Raw genomic sequence first — 21,725 nt, forward strand, 5'->3', positions numbered from 1 at the left:
AAGTAGTGAGAGAACACAATGCAGACAGTTTTTCAGTTTATATAATTGCCGCGGCAATTGTCATGTTTTTTGCCGCTTTGCCCGCAGGGATTTTTATTGTCAATCTCCTGCAGCAGACTTTGTTCATCAGGGAAAGCCAGTTATTTTTTGAAACGCCTCGTTCTGCTTTTATGGCTTTTATCATAACTTTAATGATAGTTCCAATCGTGATGATTTTGCTCGTGTTCGTTAAATCCAGGACACATGGAAAAAAAAGCCGGATCCTTATTGCTGCAGCTTCAATCATGACTTTAGCCGCCTTTGGCGGAATGAGCTATTTGTCATTTACCAATTACTATTACATGGATCAAAACGGCTTTCATTATAATAAGCTTTGGCAATTGCAGGAGGAAAGGTATCCTTGGGAGAAGCTGACAACGATTTCGCAGATAAATACTTCGGATGGAGGCACCCTGAAAGCAGACAAGCTTATTTTTTCATTTGGCCAGGACAAAGTTGAACTCGACATAACCCCCAAACTATACAATGAGATGGAACCGGTAATCGAAAGCCTGAAAAGCCGTGGTGTTACGATGGAAACGGTGGTAAAAGAGAAGCGGGGCGAATAAGTTTAAAACGCATGATTCCTGGGAAGAATCTTCTTCAACTTGAATAATAAATGGTTTATTACATACGATAAAAAAACCAAAACATTTTGAAAGTCTGCTAAAAGTATGCTACATTTAGAATGTATGAGACTTTTGGCCCATCCAAGGAGCATGCAAAATGATTCATGAAGACGAAAAACTCATTTTTATCAGGGAATTGGGACGATTGATTGAGGATTATCAGCGCTGTAACGATATGCAATTTAAAGAGCAAATATATGAAGACATCATGCAATTGATTGAAGTTATTAATTAGGACAAGTTTTGAAAAAAATGAATCCGCACGCTCTTTGCGTGCGGATTTTTCCCGTACATTAGCTGGATGGTTCGGAAGGATATGAAATCTCCTCAAGGGCCTGCCCGGCTTCGTTGCTTGTCTGGTCAGTGACTGCCAGGTCTCCGAGGGAGACGATTCCCACTAACTTACCATCTTCCACTATAGGAAGACGGCGTATTTGGACTTCTGCCATTATATCCGCCGCTTCTTCAGCACTCATGTTTTTTGTGCCTCTAACAGGGTCACTTGTCATTACCTGGGAAATGGGAGTGTCAGCTGGCACTTGCTCGGCAAGTCCTTTAAGGACCATATCCCTGTCTGTTGCAAGACCGACAAGCTGCTCTTCCTGACATATTGGCATAACACCCACCTCCAGTTCCCGCATTTTGGAAGCTACTTCATATAAGGGGGTATCAGGGGAACAAGATTCCACATTGGTTGTCATAACATCTGAAACTTTCATCATTTTATTCCTCCTTTTTCTGTTTTTATCTGTATACCACTTCAGGCAAGAAGAAAACTGTTAGATTTTTGCAGAAAAGTGCTAAAATAAAATCTGGAGACGCGAATGAAAGAGCTAATACAGAAAAGGGGAAATGGCAGATGATTGATTTACGAAGCGATACGGTAACAAAGCCCACGGAGGAAATGAGAGAAGCAATGTACAATGCTGAAGTCGGCGACGATGTATATGGGGAGGATGTAACGGTGAATTCCCTGGAAGAGTATGCCGCCGATATACTTGGCAAGGAAGCCGCGCTTCTGGTAACAAGCGGGACACAGGGGAACCAGATTGCGGTCCTTACTCATTGCCGCCCTGCTCAAGAAGTTATTTTGGAGGCAGAGTCCCACATATTCTTCTATGAATCCGGGGCAGTGTCCGCGCTCGCTGGCGTCCAGACAAGAATCATCGCGGGGAACCGGGGAGCAATGAATCCTGCTGCCGTAAGGGAAGCCATCCGGGGAGTGGATATCCACTATCCTGAAACGGGGTTAATCTGCATAGAGAATACCCATAACCGGGCGGGTGGAGCGGTTGTTCCCCTTGCTAATATGCGGGATATATACATGGAGGCAAGTGCAGAAGATGTGCCTGTACATATTGATGGGGCGAGGTTATTTAATGCAGCGTCGGCAGCCGGCGTGGATGTCAGGGAATATGCACAGTATGCCAATACTGTTCAGGTATGCCTGTCAAAAGGGCTCGGCGCCCCAATAGGATCCATTCTCGCCGGCAGCAAGGAATTCATACATGCTGCACGGAAATGGCGCAAACGCCTTGGGGGCGGCATGAGGCAGGCAGGGGTCATCGCAGCTCCTGGACTGATTGCCCTAACGAAAATGAGAGATCGGCTAGCAGAAGACCATCATCATGCGCGGGAACTGGCTCAAGGCATCCAAAATATCGAAGGATTAAAAATAGTGAACCATGTTGATACAAATATCATTGTGGCAGATGTAAGCTCGCTGGGTATTACCTCGGCTGAGTTTGTCGACGTACTGAAAGGCGAGGGAATATTGGCGGGAGGGTTTGGCCCATCCTATGTCCGGTTCGTCACCCATTTTGATGTCAAGGCAGCTCAAATCTCCGAAGCGGTTGGAAAAATTGGAATTGCCGCTGCCAAAATCAAGGGGAAAATCACCGGTTAAGAGATAGAAAAGCAACCACCTCCATTGATCAGGGCAAAGCAAGATTGCTACGGAGGTGGTTTTTATTCATGTTTGTTCCATTCTAATATCCAATTTCTTCACATTAACTAGGCAGCTACCCTATTACCGGTACATCGTCCACTTACCAATATCCTGAAAGCCGAGTCTCTTGTATATCCGGCCAGCTGCCGGATTGTCGTAGAATAAGCAAAGAGTTTTTCCCTCCTCCAGCACATCCTTGAACAGCCTCTGCATTACAGCGGTTGCCAGGCCTTTTTGACGGTGTTCCTTATGGGTGCATACACCTACTATCATGGCTGATACTGAGTTTTCGGCTGCTGTGGAGGCGCATGCTGCGAGGGCTCCATCATATTCTAGGAAATAAGTCCTGCCTGTGCCAGTCTCCAATGCCTGCCTTAGCATAAGACGAGCATTTTCATTAACTGTAAACTCCTCAATGGTTTGCCGAAGATTAATAATTCGGTCTACGTCTCCGATGCCAGCTTTTTGAATAGACTGGGAGCTGGTGCCCAGGAATTTTCCATTACGGCACTCTGCAAAATGAGTTTGCTGTTTTTTACCCAGCTGGATGCCTTCCACTTTCTCAAATTGTTCGACGATTGCTGATTTCCCAGATAAAACAGGTTCTTTGGACAATAATTTTATGATGCCCGCAAATCCTTCTACGTCGAAGTCTTCCTTGGCGTATGGAATGAAAGAATTGTGGTATCTCAACAGGACCGCCTTCAGCCTGGCATCCACTGAAAACTCTCCCCAAAGCTCCTGAAATTCAGTATCATAGCCAAATGCTTCGATATCTCCGATGATAAATAAGTTTATCGATGGCTCTTCCGATAAGAATTCCGTAACTGCCTGGTGGTCCGCTTGCAATAGTTTTCTAATCATCTTACTCTCCACCCTTTTTATTTTTGGAAATGTTTTATTTATCTTAATTCATCCATCTGTCAATACACAATCCCATTCTTAAAATTTTCCCAACCTGATAGGGAAATAAGGTGCTTTTTCCCTATCAAAATTCAGAATTTATAAAATTATTGAAAAATGAGTCTTTTTGACTGTTTAACTTTCTTCAAAAGGTGATAGATTAAAAGAAAAGCGAAAGCGGCTTGATAAGGGCGTCAAGCATAAGAAAAGCCGGCAAGAAGGTCGTTCCTTGACCTTCTTGCCGGGTTGGCTTATGACCCAGCCCCTAGCCGCTGCAGCTGGACAAAAGAAAAGCGAAAGCGGCAGAAAGAGGCAGGTGGACATATGCACTTTGGCGCTTTGATCAAACATCATCGCATTCAAAAGAAAATGACACAAAAAGAGCTGGCAAGCGGGATATGTTCCATTCCACATTTAAGCAAGATTGAAAACAACTCCAAGGAAGTGAACGAGGAAACACTAAAGCTATTGCTGCAAAAACTAGGGGTCCAGCGTGATGAAATTGCTGGACAGGAAGAAAAGATCGGCCATTTGATTGCGCAATTGAACGAGAAAATGACCTATTATCTCAAAGATGAGGCTGAGCAATGCATGGAGGAACTGAAGAAAATGAAAGAAATAGCTGTGTTTTCTTCCTTCCTTTATCAGTTTGAATTGGTTATATTCCGTTTCCTCATTTATACCGGCAATCTTTGTGAGGCAAAGGAACAGCAGGAGGTCCTGGAGAAGCAAACGAATAATTTTTCCCAACAGCAGCTGGCTTTTTTTCAATACTTGAAATCTATATACTTATTAAAAAAGGGCTTCTTTAAAAAGGGGGATAGCATCCTTGAAAGCCTGGCGGCTGAAAGGAATAATGGTCTGGATTCTGGAGAGCTTTATTATCACTTGGCCATGGCAAAAACCTCCCTCGAGCAATCTGTCTATGCGATCCACTATGGAATTCTCGCCCTGCAAAGCTTTGCGGCCAATCATAATTTTATCAGGATTCTTCATGTACAAATGCTTCTTGGCATTAATTATACCCACGTTAAAAATTACAATGAAGCGATGAATTGCTTACAACATGCAGTCCGCAATGCGGGACTTCTCAATGATCAGCCAATAAAAGCACAAATCTATCATAACCTGGGATACCTCCAGGAAAAGATGGGAAACCCCGAGCTTGCACTTGCATCTTTGCATAAAAGTCTATCCCTGCAAGAAAAAGGCAGCGACCATTATCTGATCACCCTATACTCTATCGGGGAAATACACTATTCACAGCAAGATTACATACGTGCAAAAAACTGTTTTTTGGAAGTGGCTTCAATGGCCAAAGTGTTGGCTAAACGAAAATATCTAATCTTGGCCACCTATTATTTACTTGCCATTGAAACTCCCGAAAAGTCATTGAGGTACCTGGAAACAAAGGTGATTCCAGTGGTGGAAGAATGCCAAAGCCATATGGACGATCTGAAGAAATTTTATAAATTGCTATCCAACCATTATAAAAAAATGGGGAAAGTGGAAAAAGCGGTTATCTATTTGGAAAAAATCAGTTAAGGAGGTGAGGAGGAATGAAAAAATTGCTCATGCTTGGATTATCTGCAGGGCTGCTGGCATTCGCCGTGGTCACCGGAAGTGACGCTGCAATCCTGCAGGCGGGCTCAGACCTTATAACAAATGGCGGAGGCCATCCAATCCTGCCGCCAGTATAAAATGAAAATCATTCAGCGGGGCCGTATTTCCAGTTAATCCGAAGAAAAAAATTTACATACCCCCATAAACGGGAACTCTTCGTCGGATGTTTTAGTAACTGGTCCTTTTGGACAAAACTAAAACGAGGAGGTTCGGTATGGAGATCCTGTACACCGATATTGACGTGCTGCTGGCAGAGACCGCTGAGTCAGACGAGGACTGCTCCAGCTTTTTGCTGAGCCACTTTGAAATTGATGCCCTGCTTGAGCATACGAAATGCTGGCAAGAAGCCTGTTTATTAAAATCTGTTCCAAAATAGGGACAGATTTTTTTGCACCCTGTTAGCGAACATATGTGCTATAATGATAACAAGATTATGGAAAAAAAGATAAACCAGGAGAAAAGGTGGTCCACATGGCCATGGAATATAAAATTTCGGTGAGGGTACTTGTCGAATACGCCCATCGTTCCGGAAGCATTGATACACAATTCATGGCTGGTACAAGCATGACGGAAGGGACACTCGCGCATCAGGAAATTCAAAAGAACTACCACGACCAGGATGGCCGTGAGGTTTATTTGCATACAACCCTTCCAATAGGAGAACTCAATCTTAAAGTGGAAGGAAGGGCTGATGGAGTTCTATTGCGTGATGGGCAAATTATCATTGACGAAATAAAATCTACATCAGGGAGCCTTGCGTTGATAGAGGAAACCACTTTCCCTGTCCATTGGGCCCAGGCAAAGATTTACGCCTACATGTATGCTAAAGAAAATAACTTGAAAGAAATGACGGTCCAGCTGACATACATGCAGGTCCATACCAGGGAAATAAGAAGGTTTGCGAGGAGATTATCCTTTAAGGAACTGGAGGCAGCTGCCTTACATGCAGCGCACCTTTTTGCGCCATATGCCGAATCAAGGCTTGGGCATATGGAGAAGCGGGATATTTCCATTCAGGCAGCCAGCTTTCCGTTTAAAGGATATCGAGCCGGGCAAAAAAAACTGGCTGGTGCTGTCTATAAAACCATCTTGGATAAAAACACGTTATTCGCAAGCGCACCCACAGGGATTGGAAAAACAATATCAACCCTTTTCCCAGCCATAAAGTCCATTGGAGAGGGACTTGCGGACAAGATTTTCTTTTTGACGGCTAAAACCATGACAAGACAGGCTGCTGAAAAAACTCTAGAGCGTTTGGAGGCACGTGGCCTGCATTTTCAATGTGTAACTCTTACCGCAAAAGATAAAATTTGTTTTAAGGATGAGACCATCTGTACTAAGGAGCATTGTGAATTTGCCAATGGGTATTATGACCGGATTAATGGAGCCGTTCTTGACATACTTTCGTGCGAGGGAATAATGGACAGAGATACAATTGAACAGTATGCTGTCAAGCACCGCGTCTGCCCATTTGAATTTTCCCTTGATTTAGCTTATGTTTCTGATGCTGTTATCTGCGACTATAATTATGTATTTGACCGACGGACAGGACTAAGGCGGTTTAAGGATAACCATAGGAAGCGGACTGTCCTGCTTGTGGATGAGGCTCATAATTTAGTAGACAGGGGAAGGGAAATGTATTCTTCTCTTCTGAGCAAAGCCCCTTTCCTTGAAATCAGGCGCAGGTACAAAAATCAAAATGAAGATTTGTATGCACAGGCAAAAGCTTTCAATGAATTTTTCATCCAGCTGCGAAAGCAGTATGGGGTGAAAGGGCCATTCATACTTGAAGAGTTGCCGGAGGATCTCCATGCCATTGCAGAAAGTTTTGTCCGGGCTGCAGAGGAGGAACTTGCTCTTTCAAGAGATAGCAGTGGGCTGCTCCTAGAAACTTATTTCTGTGTCCAGGATTGGCTTCAGCTAGGGAAACTTGCTGATCACCGATTTATTATCCATGGAGAGGCAAGCAAGGGGGACATATACTTAAAGCTATTTTGCCTCGATCCCTCAAGACTTTTGCAAAAGGCCGGAAAAGCTTACCTTGCGAAGATATTTTTTTCGGCAACATTGGAGCCTTTTGATTATTTTAAAGAGATGTTGGGAAGCGAGGAGGGAGACTACCTTCTTCGGCTTCCTTCCCCTTTTGCTGCCGAACAGAGCGATGTTTACATCCAGCCGCTGTCTACCAGGTTTCCAGACAGGGAGAAATCCGCCATTCCAATCGTCGGGACCATTGAATCCCTCGTGAAGAGCAGGCCGGGTAATTACCTTGTTTTCTTTCCATCGTATCAATACATGAATATGGTGGCCGAGGAATGGCGGACACAGGGAATGGAGGCTATTGTTCAGGTTAGCGGGATGGATGAAAAGGAGAGGGAAGCATATCTGGGTACGTTTTCTTCCCAAACAGATGCTCCAGTAGTTGGTTTCGCTGTCCTGGGCGGGATCTTTTCAGAGGGGGTTGATTTAAAAGGAGACATGCTCAAGGGTGTGGTCATCGTTGGAACAGGGCTACCGCAGCTAAGCTATGAACGGAATCTCATTAAACGCCATTATGACTCCATTGGCAAAAACGGGTACGATTATGCCTATGTGTTTCCCGGAATGTGCAAAGTCCTTCAGGCAGGCGGCAGACTGATCAGGGGGGAAAACGACAGTGGGACCATTGTGCTGATCGATGACCGTTTTCTTCAGGGAAAGTACCGCCGGATGCTCCCGCTGGAATGGAATGACTTTCATTTGCTGAAAAAATTGTAACTTTTTTGCTGAAAGAGGTTTAAGGCGTATAGAATCGGGAAATAAAAACACGTCCCTTTCTTTTTAATGGGAGAACGGATGAGTTCAGAATCTTTTTCTACTATTCCTTTAAGGACGATCTCATTCCACCGTTGAATATGTCCAACAAGTATTTTGGGATCTTGCGAAAAAAGGAGTCAGCTGATGGCGGAAGTTGAAGAAGTATTGTTATTCATTGAGGAATTGGGCCGTTTATTCAAAGATTACCGGAACTGCCATGACTTTGAAGTGAAACAGCAAATTGTTGAAGATATTCGCCTGTTGGGAGAAGCCATCGACCCTGGCATTTAACCCAATGTCCCGACAAGCGAGTGGTTATCGTCTATTATAACCAATGAACGTTAGACATATTAAAAGGACCGCCAAATGCGGTCCTTTTTGTGGTTGATGATTAATAATTTTAGGCTGTGACTGGTTCCTCCGGCAGAAGATGTACATTTCCGTTCACAATTTCATCCACTTCCGAACCTTCAAGCGTTTCTTTTTTCAGAAGCGCACCTACCAGGAGTTTAAACTCTGCTTCGTGCGTGGAGATAAGCATCTCAGATTTTTGAAGGGCCTCTCCAAAAAGTTCCTGCATTTTTGCTTCTTTATCCACCTTGCTGAAAGTAAGGCTGAAGCTGTCTTGCAGCAGCCCAGTATCTACCATTTGCTCAATGATTTGCTTCGCTTGCTGGACATCGCCGCTGACACCGATACTGTGTTCCCCGAGGAACATCCGCTCGGCGACACCGCCGGCCAGAATCATTGCAACCCGATCAAGCAGGTCGCTGGTAGTTGAAAGATGAAGCTCCTTAGGGATAGGTGCAACATATCCTAAGGCTTGTCCCCGGGGAACAATAGTAGCTTTCCTTACCGATCCTGGGGCTGTAACAGCCGCGATCAATGCGTGGCCCGCCTCATGGATGGCCACCCGGCGCTTCGTTTCGATATCCTGCAGGGCCCGGGTTGTGCTTCCAAGAATGGTGCGGTCAAGGGCATAATCAAGGTCGCTTTTGGCAAGATAATCACGCCCTTGGCGAAGAGCAAGCCGGCTTGCTGTGGCAAACAGCGATGAAAGTTCAGCTCCGGAAAAGCCGGAGGTGCTTTCAGCAAGTTCATCAAGGGAAGCAAGGACTTCCTCGGAAAGATTTTTCCCTTTTGTATGAATATCAATGATTTCCCGGCGTCCTTTTGTATCCGGCAATGGAACCTGGAAGGTAAAATCAATTCGGCCAGGGCGGAGGAAAGCGTCATCCAGCATATCCTTCCGGTTGGTTGCTGCAATGAACAAGATACCGTCATTAGAATGGCCTCCGTCGAGCTGGACCAGCAGCTCTGTGAGGGTTTTCTCGCCTTCTTCACCGCCATGAGGTTTCCTTTTGCCTGCCAGGGCATCGACTTCATCAATGAAAATTACCGCAGGACCCTGTTGTTTGCGGGCACTCTGGAAAAGGCTGCGAACACGGGAAGCTCCAACGCCAATGAACATTTCATTAAAGGCGGAACCGCTTGCTGAAAAGAAATGGGCATTAAGCTCGCGGGCGATAGCCTGTGCCAGCAGGGTTTTCCCCGTTCCTGGAGGTCCATATAACAAAATCCCTTTGGGAGGCTTGATTCCCATCCGGGCAGAGCGTTCAGGATCCTTAAGGATGGCAAGCGTCTGGGAAATTTCTTCTTTCATTTCATCCTGCAGGCCGCCGACATCTTCGAGAGTTATCGTTGGAAGCGGGGCAGGCTTTGATATATTGCTCTTCATTTTATTTCCTAGGCCGCCCTGGGTTTTCTTCTGTACCACAATGGCAGATACCAACAATAATAGAAGGAGGCCGCCGATCACCCAAGGACCATATTTACTGTTATTGGAATAGACGTAATTTATATTATTTGTCGCCACCAGTTGATCGACCATCTGGCTGTTTGGCGGGACATTTGAAACGTAAGTGGCATCTTTTGTTTTCAATTCCAGGGTTCCATCCGCTTGCTCAGTCAGGACCGCCGTTTCGGAACCAAGGTTTTCAGCTGTATTTACCATTGTCGTAAATGGAACGGTAATTTCATGGCTCGTCTTTTGGACAAACCAGGTGACACTGGCGGCCATGATGACAATAAAAGCTATAAAAAACGGGAGCAGTTTAGAGACCAGTTTGGAATTGTGTAAATTCAATATTGTTCCATCTCCTTCTCTGTATCTATTTTATCATTATAAAGTACTTGGCTATGTTATAAATACAAAAGAGGATGGTAATTTTATGTAATTAATATCGGTCGGTTTATGATTGAAATGAGTGGGGGATATATATGGCTCTAGTGAAGAAGCCTTTTTACAGGCTAGAATCACGCAAGTTTTTTTGTGAAGAGATTGTGAACATTAAAACGGAACTTCCCAAATAAGGAAGTTCCATTTTGAATTAGCGCAGATGGTTACCATTGTAGTTTTGTTGTCTATTTTCCCTATCATTGCGATTTTCAGAAATTACGCGGTCATCGCCTTCGAGTCTTACTTCTTCTTTTTTGAGGTTTTCTGTCACTTTTTCCGTATCCTGTACCTCCCGTTTTCCAACTACGACTTCATCCGTTACTACTGACTTCTTGTTGACATCGACCCTTTCTTCCCGAAGAGGGATGTGGATGGTCTCATCTTCACCGATTGGGGATGTTGTTTCCATTCGGTCTCCATCTACTTTCCGTCGCTCCACGTAAACTTCCTCACGGGATACAGGAACATCGATTGTCTTTTGTTCTTCCACCACATCCTTGTGGACGGTGACTTCACCAGCTTGTACCTGCTGTTTATTGACATCCAGTTCTTCTTCATGAAGTTTCATGGACTGATTTTGAGAGTCCTTCCATTCTCGGCCGTTTTGTTGTGTAAGGCTGTCGTATTGTCCGCTTACCCCCATATTCCTGCTGGAGTCAGCCTCAAAATTATATCCTGCGCGGCTGGCATTCGGGGTTTGATTATTAAAGGTATCGGAATTGTTCAATGCCGAGCTGCTTACAGCTCCTGTATTGCCTGTGTCCATGTGTGAGCCGCTATTCTCGCTGAACAGAATGATTTTTCCATCCTCCACAAATGAAACATATTCACGTGCTTCATCCTTCGTCATACCAAGCTCCATAAATTTTTCGGCTGTACGTCCACCATTATTTTCTTCATATAGATTGGACAGGTTGTCAATAAGACCGTCATTTTCACTTTCGCTTTTGAATGTTAGGGCATTTGCGCCAGTCTTGTTTTCAATATCTGAATCCGTTCCCTGTGTTCTTCCGATTATTCCTAATTCTTGAACTCTGTAACCATCATTCTGCAATTCCTGGATTGCTTCCATTACTTCATCCTGTGAGTTATAAACTCCAATTATGTTTGATTTCATTTGTTTTGCAGCCTCCTTTAATGGTATAAGTTAGCTTTCTTTGGACTTATTCCCGAACAAATGGATGGAAAAACATTCGATTATTGGATATGCTTCCAGTTCCATCAATTTATTGGATGTATATGGAAGCAATGGTGCGCATGCAGATGGATATACTAGTGATGAAAAGACAGAAAGGATGTGGAGATATGTCAATGGAATGGTTTGACAGGGTAACAGGGGAGCTTCAGGATCACTTGGAATCCATATGTGAAGATTACGATCAGACTGGTCATATGTCGATAGACCGAAGTGCAAAACATCCCCGCATTGAGTTCTTTGTAGAAACAGAAGATGGAGAGAGGGCGTATTTCAGTTCCTTATTTTTTGATCCTTATAATGAAGAGTTTTATGTGGAAACGTTCGATGCCGAACTGGAGCAGCCTGCAAGAACGATACTCTCTGATATTGATGATATTGTCGATGCCGTCCATGACAACTTCCACGATTTTATTGTAAATGAAACCGAGTATTATAATGAAGAGGCTGATGAAGGTGTTGAAGTCATTTTTGAAGCGGATCATGATGACGATGAGTATTATGTGGGGGAAGCAGTTGGAGAAACAGAAGCAGACCTTTTTGAAGAGATCGATGTGGAATGGGAAACACCTGAAGTCACTGCATTTATGAAAGAAGATGAAGTAGAAGTAAGCTATCAATTTGGGATTGTATCTGAAACAGGCGACGGGGTTCTTCGTCGCGTAAACCGGATATGGACTGAGGATGAAGAACTCCTGAGGGATGAGTCCAACTTCATATTCACCAAAGAAGAAGCTAGCACCATTATCGCCATGATCGCAAGCCATATGGATTCACTGACAGGTTATGACGATTATATTGAATAGATTCTGAAGCGCCAGTCCTTGGCGCTTTTCCTTTGTATCATTGTTTTCTTTTGGTCTTCGTTTTGGAAAATCAGAGAATAGTTTCTTGCTGTATAGCCAAACTTAAAACTAGAATTATCCATTAAGAGGTGTAACTATTGGTTTCAGTTGAAGGCAAAGCGGAACAAAGGCTGATAATAGCGGCTCTGATCATGCTTGTGCTGTTTTTGTCGCCCCTTTTTATTCTTGGTGAAAACGCCCATATCAGGGTTCATGATAATTTGGATTCCAATTTGGCATGGTATAAAGTCCTGGTTGAAAGTGGACAGCTGACAGGGGACATTGATGCCAGGATATCACAGGTGATTAACGGCGAATTGCAGCGCAACGCCTTCGGTACGGAATTCAGCCTGATTGTCTGGCTGTATGCCTTGTTCCCAACGATGACAGCATACGCCTTAAGCCAGGCGATTACGAGGATTGTTGCGTTCGGGGGAATGTATTTGCTCCTTAAGAAACATTTTACTGCCGACCCAAAGTGGGCAGTTATTAATGTTGGGGTATCGCTGGCCTTTTCCATGACTCCTTTTTGGCCCTCAGGGATGCTGAGTACACTTGGTATGCCGCTGGCCTTATGGGCATTTCTCAATATCAGAAGCGGGGAAAACTCCTGGAAAAACTATCTAGTTCTTACTCTGTTGCCGCTATACAGCAGCATTGTGCTTGGTTTTTTCTTTTTCCTTAGTGCGATGGGACTCCTTTGGCTGGTTGATGGGGTTCGGGGAAAAGGGTGGAATTGGGCTTTTCTTTTGGCTATTGCTTATATGACCATCATTTTCATGCTGGTGGAATACCGCCTGGTTTATTCTTTCCTTTTTGACCATGAACCAAATAGCAGGGATGAATATTTTCATGCACGCCTGACATTAGGGCATTCCATCAAGCTTACATTTAAAAATTACTTCCTCGGCCATAACCATGTGTTGACCATTCACACAATCGTCATACAGCCAGTGCTATTTTTAGCCTTGATTTTTGTTTGGATAAAAAAAAGGTGGGAACAGGAAAGGACCTTTTTGTTCTTATTTATCTTGAATTTTGTTTTGTCTGCCTGGTATGCATTCTGGTTTTACAAAGGATGGCTCCCGCTTACGGAACGCTTTCACTTTCTTGATACCTTCAATTTTGCCCGCTATCATTTCCTTCGACCGCTCATCATCTATGTTCTTTTTGCGGTAAGCTTAAGAATACTCTGGCAGTTTGGAGGGGAGTGGAAAAAAGCGGTTCCATGGCTGGTTGCAGCCCAAATTATCCTGCTTGTCTTTTCCAATGAGGAAATCGTTTACCATAATAAGCCAAGTGTAAAGGAATTTTTTGCTGAAGAGCAATTCGGACAGATAAAAGATTACATTGGCTTGGATCAGGAAGATTACCGGGTGGCCAGCCTTGGCTTACATCCGGCCATAGCCCAGTATAATGGTTTTTACACATTGGATACATACAATAATTTTTATCCGCTTACCTACAAATATAAATTCAGGAAAATCATCGAAAAGGAACTTGCGAAAAATAAGACAATTAGAACCTATTTTGATGAATGGGGGGGGCGTTGCTACTTGTTTACGGATGAACTCGGAAAGCATTATATGTTTAAAAAAAATACTAAAAGGAAGCTTGAGAATTTGGAACTGAATATGGAACCTTTTAAGGAAATGGGAGGGAGATATCTGCTTTCTTCTGTGCCTATAGAGAATGCATCCGAGAATGGACTGGTGCTCGACCGAGTGTTTGACGATAAGAGATCAGCATGGAAAATCCATCTTTATAAAGCACTTTAAACATGAAAAACGATACAACTAGGAGGTTTTCAGTTTGGAGCAGCCATTGATTACAATCGTCGTGCCATGTTTCAACGAAGAAGAAGTTCTGACTGATACAATGAATAAGCTTGAGAACTTTCTGGACACTTTGGCTAGAGCTAAGGAAGTCTCGCCAAATAGCCGCATCCTTTTTGTGGATGATGGCAGCCAGGACAAGACATGGGAGTTGATCTATCGGAAAAGCATCAGGTCACAGTACATCCGGGGCCTTAAGCTTGCGGGAAATGTCGGCCATCAGAACGCGTTGCTGGCAGGGCTTTTTTCGGCAAAGACATCTTCTGACTGTCTTGTAACAATTGATGCTGACCTCCAGGACGATATCGAGGCAATCCGTGAATTTGTGAGCTTATATAAACAAGGCTGTGAAGTGGTATATGGTGTAAGAGCGAAACGAAGCAGTGATACATTCTTTAAAAGAACGACAGCTGAAGGCTTTTATAAAGTCATGAGGAGGATGGGAGTCAATCTTGTCTATAATCATGCAGATTTCCGGCTGATGAGCAGGCGTGCCGTGGAAGAGCTTGAAAAGTACGGTGAAGTGAATATGTTTTTAAGGGGAATTGTTCCGCTCATCGGACTTAAGTCTGCTAAAGTATATTATGACAGGAAGGAAAGGTTAGCAGGAGACACAAAATATCCTATAAAGAAAATGCTCGCTTTTGCCCTGGACGGGATCACTTCCTTTTCTGTGACCCCAATCCGCTTTGTTTTGCTGATTGGCATCGTATCTTTCCTTGTCAGCATGATGTTCGGCAGTTACTTTCTGTTTTTGAAGCTTTTTGGGCAGACAGAAACCGGATGGACTTCCCTGATCACCTCCATATGGCTGATTGGCGGTCTTCAGTTGATTGCTCTGGGGCTTGTGGGAGAGTATATCGGCAAGATTTATAATGAAACAAAGAGAAGGCCAAAATTTATTATAGATATAGATATGATAAATCTTGGCAGGAAGCATGAATGGGAGGAAGTAGGCCAGGGTGATCTGGAAGAACAGGCAGGACTGGAAGAAGAAGTGCTCTTTGAGAGGGTGGGAAGAGGCTATGAGTACGGCAAACATCCTGAAACCAACTGATACCTTCCTCCGTTTTTTGCTTGTCGGAATAATCAATACAGTGATTGGTCTATCAAGCATGTTCTTATTGCTCAATTTCGCGGGGTTTTCCTACTGGCTTGCAACTTTTGCGGGTAATTCAATCGGGGCAGGTACAAGCTTTTTTATGAATAGGGCATTTACTTTTAAAAGTCATATCTCGATAGGGGCAGGGATTCCAAAATTCATTGCCGTCATTTTGATGTGTTATGTTATTTCCTATTCTTTGGGAGGACTTGCGGCAAACACTCTTCCTCTCCCCGGATGGGCTGCGGTTTTCATCACCAAAGAGGAATTAGCTGTCTTTCTTGGGACAGGTTTTTATACTATTTCCAACTATCTTGGCCAGAAACTTTTCGTCTTTTGACCATGCCTGTCGTTCCTTTAAGTTAGAAGGATAAAATCCCCGGCAAGAGCAAACGATATTAATGATATCCACAAAAGATATCAAGCTCAACTATTCCTTTAAGAGGTGATAAGATGAGTTACAAAGATCGTTTAGATCCCCACTCAGAACTTTTCCACCATACCTGGACAAGGCCGAAGCATTTGAATTCGCAAGTGAATGGTCAAACCAAAAGAACACAGACCAGCATTATTGCCAGAAGCAATGCCAAGGCACACCGATTCTAAGGAATAAGGACAAAAGGAAAAAAGACGCAGCCTGCGTCTTTTTTTCTGACATTGGTAATTTATTTTGTATGGAAAGTATGGCTTGCCATATCCCTGGCAGCAATTTTGGCTTTTTCTTTGGCGGCGGTGATAATTTCAGGAATCTGTTGAGGGAAATGTTCCAGTCCTTCGGCATAAACGGTTTCCAGCATCCTGATTCCGAGGAAATTCAGGGCAATTTGCAGATAGCGGTCCCCTGACTCAAGTTCCTTCATCGGGCCATGAGAATAGATGCCGCCGCGAGTTTGTATATGAATCCCTTTTTTGCCGGAAAGCAAGCCAATTGGACCTTCGGCGGTGAACCGGAACGTTTTGCCGTGTACGAACAGATTGTCCAGGAACGCTTTAAGGACCGCAGGAGACCCGAGGTTCCATACCGGTGAAACAAACACATAATAGTCATAGCTATTAAACTTGTCAGCCAAAGCATGCATGGCTGTCAGTTTCATTCGTTCATCTTCCTCAAGCTGGTGGATCGGGACCCCGTAGCCTCCGACTTTTCCTCGGGCAGAAACCAGGTCTGCATCCATGGCTGGAATCGTGATGCAGGGATTGAACAAGTCCAGCCTGGTAACCACGACATCAGGCCGTTCTGCATAAAAGGCATCCAGGAAGGCCTCGCCGATTTGCAATCCCTTTGATTTTTCCAGTCCCTTGGGATTGGCGGTTACGTAAAGCAATTTTTGCATTATCCTCATCCTTTCTCTTCTATTTAATAGGTCCATTATAAGAGGAAAAATGCAGTTTACGATTGAACAATAGGTGACGTTCATGAACATTCCGTGACGGAGAGAAGAGGGGACAATAAAAAACCCCTTTTGAGGGGTTTTTCTACGGAGCCCATTCTTTCAATTTTTCTTTAACCTTATCACCGACTCTTCCAGCGTCACGTTTGGCTTCTTCCAGCACATCATTCCATTTTGGAGCTTCTTCCTTAATTTTTTCTTCCACTTTTTCTGCTGTTTTCTTTAATTCATCTTCAAGCTGTTTCGCTCTCTTTTTTAGTTCCTCTTCGTTTATCGCCCTGCCGCCTGGTTTGGATAGTTTGTCATTTATGGACGATACGGCAAATTCCTTCTCCTCAATATAAGGGGATGCTTGTTTCATTATTTCCCTGAATATAGGGACTACCGTTTCGGAACTGCTTCCGGAAAGATAATGCTCACGGTCGCTTTTGTCGTATCCTAGCCATACAGCCCCAACAATTCCAGAAGTATAGCCGGCAAACCACTGGTCCTTTGTTCCATTGATATCCGCATAAGGAAGCTGGGTGGAGCCTGTTTTCCCGGCAATGTCCATACCTTCGACCTTTGCGGCCCGTCCGGTCCCTGTTTCCACTACATTCAATAGCATGGAGGTCATCTCCTCTGCTACACGTTTGGAGGTGACTCGGACTGTTTTGGGTTTATGTTCGGCTATTACCTTACCGGTAGGACCTACTATTTTTGTAATCAGGTGGCTTTCTTCCCGCTTTCCATCATTGGCAAACACAGAGTACGCTTCCGCAAGCTGCTGGGGAGATATGCCGTGATGCATGCCGCCAAGGGCAAGAGCCAGGTTTTCATCATCTTCCTGAACAGGTATGCCGAACTTTTTGACGCTTTCCACTCCTTTTTGCAGCCCTATTTCATTTAGCAGCCAGACGGCTGGAAGATTGATTGATTTTTCCACTGCTTCATACATTGGAACTTCTCCTTGATAGGTTCGGGAGAAATTTTGCGGGCTGTAATCACCAAATGACATTTTTTCATCTACCAGCATGGAATCATAGCGGTAGCCTTCTTCGAGCGCTGGTGTATAGACAGCCAAGGGTTTCATCGTGGAACCCGGCTGTGCTTTCAGGTGTGTGGCCCGGTTGAAACCGCGAAATACTTGTTCTCCGCGGCCGCCAACGAGAGCGCGGACTCCGCCGGTTTGAGGATCCAGGAGGACAGCACCGCTTTGGACCAGCACACCGCCTGTTCCTCTCGGAAAGAGGCCGTTATTCTTATAAACACGTTCCAGGCTTGCCTGGAGGTTTTGATCCAGCTGGGTATGAATGACATACCCTCGTGTCATGATTTCTTCCTGGGTAAGGCCGTACAGCTTGATGGCTTCATCCATTACCGCATCCATATAATATGGATATTTTCGGTCGGCAATGCTGCCTCCGCCGTCCCTGAGCCTGATTTTCTCATTTTTGGCCTGGTCGAGTTCTTCGTCGGAAATCATGCCCAGCTCGTTCATTTTGTTAAGGACAAGATTCCTGCGGGTGATGGCATTGTCATAGTTTTTATATGGATCAAGGGAAGAAGGGGCTTTAAGAAGTCCCGCCAGCAGAGCCGCTTCGCTTATCGTTACGTCTTTGATATCCTTGCTGAAATATTTTTTTGAAGCGTTGCTGATTCCCCAGGCGCCGCTGCCAAAATAGACCTGATTCAGGTACATCTCAAGGATTTCTTCCTTGGTGTACGCCTTTTCAATCTCGACGGCCAGAAACAGTTCTTCCACTTTCCGCTTATAGGTGCGTTCGTGCGATAAAAGAGCATTCTTGGTTAGCTGCTGGGTAAGGGTACTGCCTCCGCCGGTAATCCGCCCGGCAAACAGATTGCCGAAAAAGGCTCGTGTGATGCCCTTTATGTCAAAGCCATTATGCTCATAAAACCGTTCGTCCTCAATGGCCACAACCGCATTTGGTACATGTTCGGGAAGCTGCTCAAAGGTTGTCCCATTTGTCCTGTTGGCCGCAACACTCCCGGCTTCGTCACCGTCTTTATCATAAATGACAGTTGATTGCTCCAGGCCATCCTTCAAGCTCTGGACATTCGCCTGGCTGGCGATGAAGGCAAACCAGAGGATGGAAAGGAGGATGGCTACCAAACCGGACAATAATATAATTTGAGTCAGATGCTTTCGCTGCCAGAATATGACGAGTTTGTCCCATCCCTGCAGCAGCAGCTGTTTACATTTATTTTTAAATTTTTCCATATTCTCTCCTATCTTTCATGCTAGCCTACATATAATACGTCTTTTTCGCAAGACAGGTTTCATCTATCATTTTGCTATTATAATGCTTTTTGTACTATCAGGAAAGAAATCGTAAAAAAGTCCAAGCTCTTTTAAGCTTTTTTAAACAAAATTGGAAGATAAGTTTTTTAGGAAGGGGGGGATTAAAAAGGGAGAGAAAGCAGCGGGGATTGTAGTATAATACCCTGATAAAAAGACAGGAGGGGAACCTGCCTTTTTAATTTTTTATCCTAATGGCCTGTAAAAAATCCTAAAGCATACTTTACTCCCTCTTGAAGGTCTTCTGTTTCGTATCCGGCAAGATCTTCAAAGGTAATTTTCATTTTAACATCTTCCAGCTCATAGCCACTGTCCAAATCGATATTCAGCCGGACCATATAACCCTCGGAAGTGGCAGTCGAATCGATAATGTTAAACGTACGGATTGGGGTGCCGGTTTCATAATGGATTGGTTCAATGTAATCTGACATGATGCACCAACGCCTTTCTGTTAAATACTGATTATCAACGCCTTTTTCCTACCCGTTATCATAGCCAAGAAAGCAGGTTATATTCGCTGTGCCATATAAAAAGCTGCCGCATTATTTGCGGCAGCAATATGGTGCAGTCACTATCTCCTGAAAGTTCCATCCATTGGCAATGTATTATGCAAATTGGACGGCGCAGGCTTAAGCACTGGCTTTTCGCCTTCAGGCACCGGCTCACTGACATATTCATATTCCCCTTGTCCATCAAGTGCAGGGCCTTGTGCCCAGCGACCGGTGCTGCTTTCTTCACCTTCTGAAAAATTATAGAGCTTATAGGAAACATCCAGTCTCTCTTTTTCACGCGGGAAGGTACTTGGCACCAATAATCCTTCCTGTTCTTCAAGTTCGGCAATAGCAGCGGCCCACTGATTCTGGTGATAGGCATCACGGGCGATCAAGACTGACAGCATATCCTTGACGCCCCGGTCATTGGTCATTTCATATAGACGGACAGCTTGCAGCCTTCCCTGGGATTCAGCATTCAGGTTTGCGCGGAAATCAGCGAGCAGATTCCCGCTGGAGACAATATAGTTCCCCATCCACGGATTTCCGACGCTGTCAGAAGGACGTGCACCCAAACCAGCGACAATCGCATGCTGCGGATTCATGCCTCCCATAACTGCACCCACAACAGGGTCCTGTGCTGCTTCTTCCTGAATATTGACAGGTGCGTCATCAAGAAGACGAGCAACCATGGTAGCCAGCATTTCAACATGGCCAATTTCTTCTGTTCCAATATCCAGAAGCAAATCCTTATATTTTTGGTTGCCTCTTACGGCCCAACCCTGGAATAGATATTGCATCATAACACTCATCTCACCGTATTGGCCGCCGATTAGCTCTTGAAGCTTTTTGGCAAAAAGCGGGTCTGGACGTTCTGGCATTGCTTCAAATTGCAATTCTTTTATGTGACGAAACATGTACATTCCTCCTGTCCCTTTTACTGACAACCTGTGATGATTGTCCAAGGAACTATTCCCGTTGAAGGAGGAAAAAAACAGCAATTTTCTTTCTGGAATATTTTACATGGAGTTAAACTATTTGAACCATCCTTTTTTCCTGAACCAAAAGAACATGCCTAACCCGATAAAAAGCATCAGCATCAGGACACTGTAATAGCCATATCTCCACTCCAGCTCCGGCATATTGGCAAAATTCATTCCATATATCCCGGCAATGAATGTCAATGGCATGAAAATGGTGGTAATGACCGTAAGGACCTTCATGACTCTGTTTGTTTCATGAGAATTCAAAGAAAGATAGCTGTCGCGTATATCGGTTGTCAGTTCCCGGTTGGCTTCCACCATTTCACTTAGCTTCAGCAAATGGTCATGGATGTCAGAAAAATATTCTATGTTCGTCAGCTGCCCCTTGATTCTTTGTGAATTTAGAATCCTGTATACCAAATCTCTCATCGGGCTGATTGTGTGCCTCAATGAGAGCAGGTCATGCCTTGTATCGAATAATCGTTCGAGCAGGGATTCCATTGTTTCCTCACCGGAATTCTCGTCAAGGTCATTTAGCACGTCTTCAATTTTGTAGACAAGGGGGAAATAATTATCGACTATTTTATCCAGAACATGATACAGTACGAGCCCAGGCTCCCAAATCCTTGGATCGGTGGAATATTTCAGCCTTTTCCAGACATCATTCAACTCGGCGGAAGGGTTTTGATGAAAGGTAACGATATAATTCTCGGAAAGGAAAAAGTTCACCTCTTCCTTTGCCAATGTCCGATGGTTGAGTGAATGGAAAACAAAAAAAACATGGTTCTCATAATAGTCAAGCTTGGGCCTTTGAAGGCGGTGCAGGCAATCCTCAATGGCCAGCGGGTGAAACTGGAGAGGCTTCCTCAGCGAGACGCTCTCTTCTTTAGTAGGTTCATGAAAATCAATCCAATACCATTTAAAATCCCCGGCCACTAGTTCGTTTAGTGGGAGGTCGTGGATGATCTGGTTTTTCTGGTTAATAGCTAATGTTCGAATCATATGGTCTCCTCTTTGGTAAAAACGTTCCATTCTATTTTAAACGAAGACGCCGAAAGAAAAAACAAGCCTATTAAATAAGTGTCAAATCAAGGTTATGAAGGGTAAAGGGAAAGGGAGTTTGGTATGATATAAAAAGATGAAGAAGAAGGGAGCGCTGAAGAATGGGAGAGTGCAAAATCGACCACAGCCTTGAAGATGTGAGAAAGAAATACGAGGATCAGGCAGAGTTTTTGCCAACAGAAATGAAACCGCTGTTCGAGCAATTTTTTGCCGAAGAACACACTCAGGATATTCTTAATGAAGTTTTCCATTTATTAAAAAAATATGACCTGGCAAGCGAGGAGGAAAAGCAGGAACGGACGAACCGCTTGTATATGGTCCTGAAGAATGTGTAGGAACGCCTAA

23 protein-coding genes are annotated in these 21,725 nt (G+C 44.3%); 14 read left to right on the forward strand and 9 right to left on the reverse strand.

The window, feature by feature from the left end; all coding sequences use genetic code 11:
* The first annotated feature begins 5 nt into the window (after positions 1 to 5).
* Both WQ57_RS07770 and WQ57_RS26955 read left to right on the forward strand, forming a co-directional pair.
* Positions 6 to 608, forward strand: coding sequence for a hypothetical protein (locus WQ57_RS07770; RefSeq protein ID WP_046523187.1), 603 nt, complete (start codon positions 6 to 8; stop codon positions 606 to 608).
* Positions 609 to 765: 157 nt separating this feature from the next.
* Positions 766 to 903 (forward strand): hypothetical protein, encoded by a 138-nt coding sequence (locus tag WQ57_RS26955; RefSeq protein WP_173427537.1) that lies wholly within the window; start codon positions 766 to 768, stop codon positions 901 to 903.
* Positions 904 to 961: 58 nt separating this feature from the next.
* Here the strand turns inward: WQ57_RS26955 and WQ57_RS07775 are convergent, their stop codons facing one another.
* A complete protein-coding gene (locus WQ57_RS07775) occupies positions 962 to 1,390 on the reverse strand; it encodes a CBS domain-containing protein (protein ID WP_173427538.1) in 429 nt (142 codons plus the stop codon).
* Positions 1,391 to 1,527: 137 nt separating this feature from the next.
* On the opposite strand from WQ57_RS07775, the gene WQ57_RS07780 reads away from it, so the two are divergent.
* Positions 1,528 to 2,574: a threonine aldolase family protein gene (locus WQ57_RS07780; RefSeq protein ID WP_046523188.1), complete on the forward strand. Its 1,047-nt coding sequence runs from the start codon at positions 1,528 to 1,530 to the stop codon at positions 2,572 to 2,574.
* Between the two features lie 123 nt (positions 2,575 to 2,697).
* Here WQ57_RS07780 and WQ57_RS07785 read toward each other — a convergent pair whose 3' ends face one another.
* Complete coding sequence (locus WQ57_RS07785) at positions 2,698 to 3,480, reverse strand: GNAT family N-acetyltransferase (RefSeq protein WP_046523189.1); 783 nt, start codon at positions 3,478 to 3,480, stop codon at positions 2,698 to 2,700.
* Between the two features lie 363 nt (positions 3,481 to 3,843).
* Here WQ57_RS07785 and WQ57_RS07790 point away from each other — a divergent pair, with 363 nt between their 5' ends.
* From WQ57_RS07790 to WQ57_RS26960, 5 genes are all read left to right on the forward strand, one after another.
* On the forward strand, positions 3,844 to 5,064 hold the full coding sequence (locus WQ57_RS07790; protein ID WP_046523190.1) for a helix-turn-helix domain-containing protein: 1,221 nt from the start codon (positions 3,844 to 3,846) through the stop codon (positions 5,062 to 5,064).
* A 14-nt stretch (positions 5,065 to 5,078) separates the two neighbouring features.
* Positions 5,079 to 5,219 carry a hypothetical protein gene (locus WQ57_RS26570; protein ID WP_156183085.1) on the forward strand — a complete coding sequence of 47 codons (141 nt, stop codon included), beginning with the start codon at positions 5,079 to 5,081 and terminating at the stop codon, positions 5,217 to 5,219.
* A 137-nt stretch (positions 5,220 to 5,356) separates the two neighbouring features.
* Positions 5,357 to 5,518, forward strand: a complete 162-nt coding sequence (locus tag WQ57_RS26575; protein WP_156183086.1) for a hypothetical protein — start codon at positions 5,357 to 5,359, stop codon at positions 5,516 to 5,518.
* 101 nt (positions 5,519 to 5,619) lie between these two features.
* Positions 5,620 to 7,899 (forward strand): helicase C-terminal domain-containing protein, encoded by a 2,280-nt coding sequence (locus WQ57_RS07795; protein WP_338151893.1) that lies wholly within the window; start codon positions 5,620 to 5,622, stop codon positions 7,897 to 7,899.
* 183 nt (positions 7,900 to 8,082) lie between these two features.
* Positions 8,083 to 8,229, forward strand: a complete 147-nt coding sequence (locus WQ57_RS26960) for a hypothetical protein (RefSeq protein WP_173427539.1) — start codon at positions 8,083 to 8,085, stop codon at positions 8,227 to 8,229.
* Between the two features lie 109 nt (positions 8,230 to 8,338).
* Here WQ57_RS26960 and WQ57_RS07800 read toward each other — a convergent pair whose 3' ends face one another.
* Both WQ57_RS07800 and WQ57_RS07805 read right to left on the reverse strand, forming a co-directional pair.
* Entirely contained in the window at positions 8,339 to 10,018 is a 1,680-nt protein-coding gene (locus tag WQ57_RS07800) for an AAA family ATPase (protein WP_084820219.1), read from the reverse strand.
* Positions 10,019 to 10,328: 310 nt separating this feature from the next.
* Positions 10,329 to 11,294, reverse strand: a complete 966-nt coding sequence (locus WQ57_RS07805) for a YsnF/AvaK domain-containing protein (protein WP_046523193.1) — start codon at positions 11,292 to 11,294, stop codon at positions 10,329 to 10,331.
* 188 nt (positions 11,295 to 11,482) lie between these two features.
* Between WQ57_RS07805 and WQ57_RS07810 the strand changes: the two genes are divergently transcribed.
* The 5 genes from WQ57_RS07810 to WQ57_RS26150 all read left to right on the forward strand — a co-directional run bounded on the left by WQ57_RS07810 (position 11,483) and on the right by WQ57_RS26150 (position 15,760).
* Positions 11,483 to 12,178 carry a hypothetical protein gene (locus WQ57_RS07810; RefSeq protein WP_046523194.1) on the forward strand — a complete coding sequence of 232 codons (696 nt, stop codon included), beginning with the start codon at positions 11,483 to 11,485 and terminating at the stop codon, positions 12,176 to 12,178.
* Between the two features lie 170 nt (positions 12,179 to 12,348).
* Positions 12,349 to 13,995 (forward strand): DUF6044 family protein, encoded by a 1,647-nt coding sequence (locus WQ57_RS07815; RefSeq protein WP_420912389.1) that lies wholly within the window; start codon positions 12,349 to 12,351, stop codon positions 13,993 to 13,995.
* 34 nt (positions 13,996 to 14,029) lie between these two features.
* Positions 14,030 to 15,109 (forward strand): glycosyltransferase family 2 protein, encoded by a 1,080-nt coding sequence (locus WQ57_RS07820; protein WP_046523195.1) that lies wholly within the window; start codon positions 14,030 to 14,032, stop codon positions 15,107 to 15,109.
* Positions 15,078 to 15,494, forward strand: coding sequence for a GtrA family protein (locus WQ57_RS07825; protein WP_046523196.1), 417 nt, complete (start codon positions 15,078 to 15,080; stop codon positions 15,492 to 15,494). The genes WQ57_RS07820 and WQ57_RS07825 overlap by 32 nt, the downstream gene beginning before the upstream one ends.
* A 113-nt stretch (positions 15,495 to 15,607) precedes the next feature.
* A complete protein-coding gene (locus tag WQ57_RS26150) occupies positions 15,608 to 15,760 on the forward strand; it encodes a YpzG family protein (RefSeq protein WP_082252882.1) in 153 nt (50 codons plus the stop codon).
* A gap of 59 nt (positions 15,761 to 15,819) precedes the next feature.
* Here the strand turns inward: WQ57_RS26150 and WQ57_RS07830 are convergent, their stop codons facing one another.
* From WQ57_RS07830 to corA, 5 genes are all read right to left on the reverse strand, one after another.
* Positions 15,820 to 16,488 carry an FMN-dependent NADH-azoreductase gene (locus WQ57_RS07830; RefSeq protein ID WP_046523197.1) on the reverse strand — a complete coding sequence of 223 codons (669 nt, stop codon included), beginning with the start codon at positions 16,486 to 16,488 and terminating at the stop codon, positions 15,820 to 15,822.
* A 142-nt stretch (positions 16,489 to 16,630) separates the two neighbouring features.
* Entirely contained in the window at positions 16,631 to 18,766 is a 2,136-nt protein-coding gene (locus WQ57_RS07835) for a transglycosylase domain-containing protein (protein ID WP_046523198.1), read from the reverse strand.
* Between the two features lie 269 nt (positions 18,767 to 19,035).
* The gene (locus WQ57_RS07840; protein WP_046523199.1) at positions 19,036 to 19,275 is read right to left on the reverse strand and encodes a hypothetical protein; all 240 of its coding nucleotides are present in this window, start codon (positions 19,273 to 19,275) and stop codon (positions 19,036 to 19,038) included.
* Between the two features lie 140 nt (positions 19,276 to 19,415).
* Positions 19,416 to 20,252 carry a manganese catalase gene (locus WQ57_RS07845; protein ID WP_046523200.1) on the reverse strand — a complete coding sequence of 279 codons (837 nt, stop codon included), beginning with the start codon at positions 20,250 to 20,252 and terminating at the stop codon, positions 19,416 to 19,418.
* Positions 20,253 to 20,369: 117 nt separating this feature from the next.
* Entirely contained in the window at positions 20,370 to 21,320 is a 951-nt protein-coding gene (gene corA / locus WQ57_RS07850; RefSeq protein ID WP_046523201.1) for a magnesium/cobalt transporter CorA, read from the reverse strand.
* 161 nt (positions 21,321 to 21,481) lie between these two features.
* On the opposite strand from corA, the gene WQ57_RS07855 reads away from it, so the two are divergent.
* Positions 21,482 to 21,715 carry a hypothetical protein gene (locus WQ57_RS07855; protein WP_046523202.1) on the forward strand — a complete coding sequence of 78 codons (234 nt, stop codon included), beginning with the start codon at positions 21,482 to 21,484 and terminating at the stop codon, positions 21,713 to 21,715.
* The last annotated feature ends 10 nt before the right edge of the window (positions 21,716 to 21,725 follow it).

The organism is Mesobacillus campisalis (genome assembly GCF_000986785.1).
Taxonomy (GTDB): Bacteria; Bacillota; Bacilli; order Bacillales; family Cytobacillaceae; genus Mesobacillus_B; species Mesobacillus_B campisalis.